Source organism: Anaplasma marginale str. Florida (assembly GCF_000215485.1).
GTDB classification, from domain to species: domain Bacteria; phylum Pseudomonadota; class Alphaproteobacteria; order Rickettsiales; family Anaplasmataceae; genus Anaplasma; species Anaplasma marginale.
Window position 1 is genome coordinate 1 of record NZ_AFMS01000053.1, and the last position, 3,878, is coordinate 3,878.

Genomic DNA, 3,878 nt, shown 5'->3' on the forward strand with positions numbered 1-3,878 from the left:
TCAGGGCATTGATGTCAAATCTGGGCTTCACAAAGAAAGATTCGAGCAGTGCCTACGATGTGGTTATGTCAGCGGTTAAGACTGCGCTGGAAACTAACCATTCCATCCGTCTTCACAACGTTGGCACGCTGCACGTTATTCAGTGCGCCGAGAAGAAGTATCACAATCCCAAGACTGGACGTCTTGAAACTCTACCTCCAAAAAGAAGGGTGAGATTCAGGTCTAGTAGAAAGTTGTTGGACACGGTAAATGTGTAGAGACACTGCCGCACTTGCTTTTTGTTTGTTGTAGGTGACAATTTCGGGGGGACCTGTTTCCTCTGTGTGTGTGTTTCTCGTTTAAGCTTGTTTTTGAGTTATGCTGCCCGTGGCGTCTTGTTGGGTTGGGGACTTTGGCATAATCTGGAGTTCGGTTTGGTACTTATGTGTGGATGTGCGTGGAGGGCTGTCGTGTGCGTGTTCTATCATGGTCCTCCAGGCTGCCTTTAGCGGTGGTTAGGCGCGTGTTCGCTTAGTTGGGCTCCTGCCCTTCTCTTTGTCGCGGCGGCGCTCGCGCGTTTTACGGGCCGGCGTTGTGTGCGGGGTTTTCTCGCGCGTCTAGCGTGTTCTATCGTGTGTGCTTTGTGTCGTGTTGCCATGCCCTGTTGTGCGTGGCGCAGTGTGGGAGGTGTGCCGCGTGGGCGGCGTTTAATGTGGCTCGGTCTCTCTTTGCGTGTGTGGTACGCCGTGTTCGTGTGTCGCAGCGCTCTCTTAGGCCAACACCGCCGGAGGTGTGTTCTGCCCACGGTTTTGGCTTGGCTGCGGCATGCGGTGGACAAAGCCTACCTGCTATCGTGAGCACGCCTCCAATTTGTGTGGCGTGCGGAGCTGCGCTTTCGCGGCGTTTGCTACTTCAGGTACAGCTCTGAACCGCCACATAACAGGCGACAGTGCTCCTGACGTGCTAGGCGTTGTGGCGCTGTTCCAAGATTATTTTTTTCATATTCCGTACCGCACTCCCAACCCCATGGAGCAGAGACTCACATATCAAAAAATGTCCAACATTCAGGGCAGATACATGCCGAATCGTAGCTATCGTAGCCGCGGTGCCGTAGTCTATTCCATGCCCAGCATGGCACTCCATTCCTTGTTCATGGCTATAAGCCGCTGCGTTGGCTATTCTTTCCAGCTCCCCTTGCGACTTACTCAGACAGTAAGCACCTACATGCAGCTCTACCTTATCTGCACACAACTTTTTCGCATAATCCACCTGCTCCTTTTCTGGCTCAATAAACAGAGTAACGCCAATGCCGCTCTGCCGCAAATCTGATACAACCGGCGCAAGTATTTCAAACATGCCTTTCGCATCAACACCAGACTCTGTGGTAATTTCTTCCCTCTTTTCCGGCACCAAACAAACGTATCGGGGCGCAACCTTCTTTGCGATCTCTAACATTTCGCGCGTGGCAGCCATTTCAAGGTTTAGAGGAACTGCCAGGTGCTTCTTCAGTGCAAAGACGTCGCCATCCCTTATGTGTCTACGATCTTCTCTGAGGTGAACAGTAATAAAATCTGCGCCACACTCTACAGCTTTACTTGCAATCCTCACAACGTCCGGATAGGCGGTGCTTCTAAGATTGCGCAAGGTAGCTACATGATCGACATTAACACCAAGCTGCACGACAACACTCCCCAAACACCGCACGCGGTAGTAATGGTAAAACAAAACCACGTAATTTTAAACAATTATGTTGTTACGCATGCCAACACAGTATACGCATTGTACACGCTGTGGTGGCACTTGATATGATTTTCTCATTCCTCAAATGCAATACACCTGGCTGCGTTATGTAATCCGGCAGCTGGTATACACACCAAGCCTCGACAAACGAGCCGTGCTCGCCGCTACACGGGCATTGCATTCCTGATTTGCGTCGAAGATGCGGCGCAAATTTTCCCTCTGACGATACTCCACCCTCTGCGCCGTTTGAGTAGGAATTTTAAATCTGATACGCGCTCATCTTCCATGTAAACCGCAAATGGCATTCTTAAGACGTTGTACACATAACCTCGGCGCTCCAGCAAAACTATTGGCAGTGACTCGCAAAACTGCTTCCACCTATACCACTTATGCATGGTTGATAGGGTATCCGAACCCGCTATCCACACAAACCTGGTTTGTGGATATCTTGCTTGTAAGTTTCTGACCATTTTGTAACTATACTGGCTATCCGCACACATCACTCTCATGCCCCTACAGCGCGCAATCACGCTCTTGACCATAGACATCCTCTCTTTCAAGCTGTAGGTACCCGCTAACTTTTGTGGGTTAATCGCCACAATCCACCACACGGCATCAAGCCGCAGCAGTTTCATTAACTTGCTCGCAACATGTAAGTGCCCCTCATGCGGGGGATCAAACGACCCTCCAAGTATTCCAACTACCACAAAGCACCTTATCGCAACGGCGGCATGTTGGTATTCAAGATCATAATTAATTCGGTTGCAATACATTTGTGCTAACCCTACACTCACTGCGTTGGCCGCGTTCGTTGCGTGCCGCGCGGCAGGAAGTCTTGGGCATTTGCACAACTCTTCAGTTGCGGTCATATGCCGCTCCAGCAGCCGCTTGCGTATCGCGCTTGCGGGGTTGGGTGTTACAATAGTTTAAGCATATGGAGGTATACCAATGCGGGCCTTAATGGATGCAGAGGGAATTGTTGCTGCGTGCACAGCTGTAACCAATGAGGTAGACAAGGCTGTGGAAGAGGCCGTGTCTGCCGAGATTGCAAAACTTGTTGCGCAACAAGCCAACCAGGTCGACAGTATGGAGGCCTTGCAGAATCTTGCAAGTTCGAAAGAGGGGCAGGCAGCAATACAGAAAGCGCAGGATGCATTTCTGAACGGCACAGCAAGGCCAGAAATCAGGCGTGCATTTGGCGACACAAAAGCTGGCGTTCTCAGCGGATATATTGACTCAGAGTTACCTCACGGTGACAATGAATCCAGGTTTAATCTTGAGCTAGCAATGTATAAGCTTACGAAGCTCAAAACCCCCACTGAGTACGTAAATTCTCTGGATAGTGAAGATTTTCGGAAGCTTGTTGCTTTCGTCGACGTGGCGTCTAACCTCGCCAACACACTGTCTGAAAGTGACTTGCGAGAAGAGCAGAGCAAACGCGAAGCGCAATACGCCAAGCAAAAAGCCTCTACAATGGAATCAGTAGCAGAAAAAATGAAGATGATTACTGGGGGCGATGGCGATATGAAGGCTGTGGCAAAAAGCGCACTAGAGTTTATACAGAATATGATAAGAACTAAAAAACCTCCGAGGAGCTCGGATGTGATGTGTCCCGAATTTTTGGGTAGTGTGACAAGCGCGATCGCGATAGTATGCCTCTTGTGCATCGTCGGTAGCGGGGGAATGGTAGCCACGATATTCCCGATACAGGCGGCTCTCGCCGTGGTGGGAGCAATGAGAACTGTAACTGCTGACGACAGAGCAACTACTGCTAGTATACACAACCCATTAGGCGGGCATGTTGCCGCGAGAATGTTCTCCAGAGATGAGCCAAGACAGCAAACCTGGGCAAAACCGCGAGAAGATGAAACGTTCGCCCTCAGAGAGGAGCGTAAAAAGTCCGAAGTTGAAGTTAACCAAGACCTCAGGCACCGCAGTAGCTAGCAAGAAACATCCTCGACCTGCTGCACCACAGCGGACAAAGCTGGAACCAGAATTTTGTGCGCCTACACACCAGCAACACACAAGACAGCGGCTCCAGGCGCGGCTATCTGAGCATTCGGATCAAGAGGTTTATATCGTCAGCAAGCTTGGCGTCATCTTCCATGAACTTTTCTATCTGCTTCACGGCGTGGATAACCGTTGCATGGTCCCTCCCC

The 3,878-nt window shown here is 50.5% G+C and carries 4 protein-coding genes; 2 read left to right on the forward strand and 2 right to left on the reverse strand.

Going from position 1 to position 3,878, the window contains the following annotated elements; all coding sequences use genetic code 11:
* Positions 1-257 (forward strand): HU family DNA-binding protein (locus GAC_RS01540; protein WP_100206239.1); only part of this gene is annotated, 257 nt, incomplete at its 5' end.
* Positions 258-942: 685 nt separating this feature from the next.
* Here the strand turns inward: GAC_RS01540 and GAC_RS01545 are convergent.
* Complete coding sequence (locus GAC_RS01545; protein ID WP_010263989.1) at positions 943-1,659, reverse strand: pyridoxine 5'-phosphate synthase; 717 nt, start codon at positions 1,657-1,659, stop codon at positions 943-945.
* Positions 1,660-1,883: 224 nt separating this feature from the next.
* Positions 1,884-2,426 carry a nicotinate-nucleotide adenylyltransferase gene (locus GAC_RS01550; RefSeq protein WP_227013255.1) on the reverse strand — a complete coding sequence of 181 codons (543 nt, stop codon included), beginning with the start codon at positions 2,424-2,426 and terminating at the stop codon, positions 1,884-1,886.
* Positions 2,427-2,667: 241 nt separating this feature from the next.
* Between GAC_RS01550 and GAC_RS01555 the strand changes: the two genes are divergently transcribed.
* On the forward strand, positions 2,668-3,663 hold the full coding sequence (locus GAC_RS01555) for a hypothetical protein (protein ID WP_012658900.1): 996 nt from the start codon (positions 2,668-2,670) through the stop codon (positions 3,661-3,663).
* Positions 3,664-3,878 lie beyond the last annotated feature (215 nt).

Bases quoted from the DNA above. Each gene is read 5' to 3' on its own strand.
- GAC_RS01555 (WP_012658900.1), top strand. From the start codon at position 2,668: ATGCGGGCCTTAATGGATGCAGAGGGAATTGTTGCTGCGTGCACAGCT.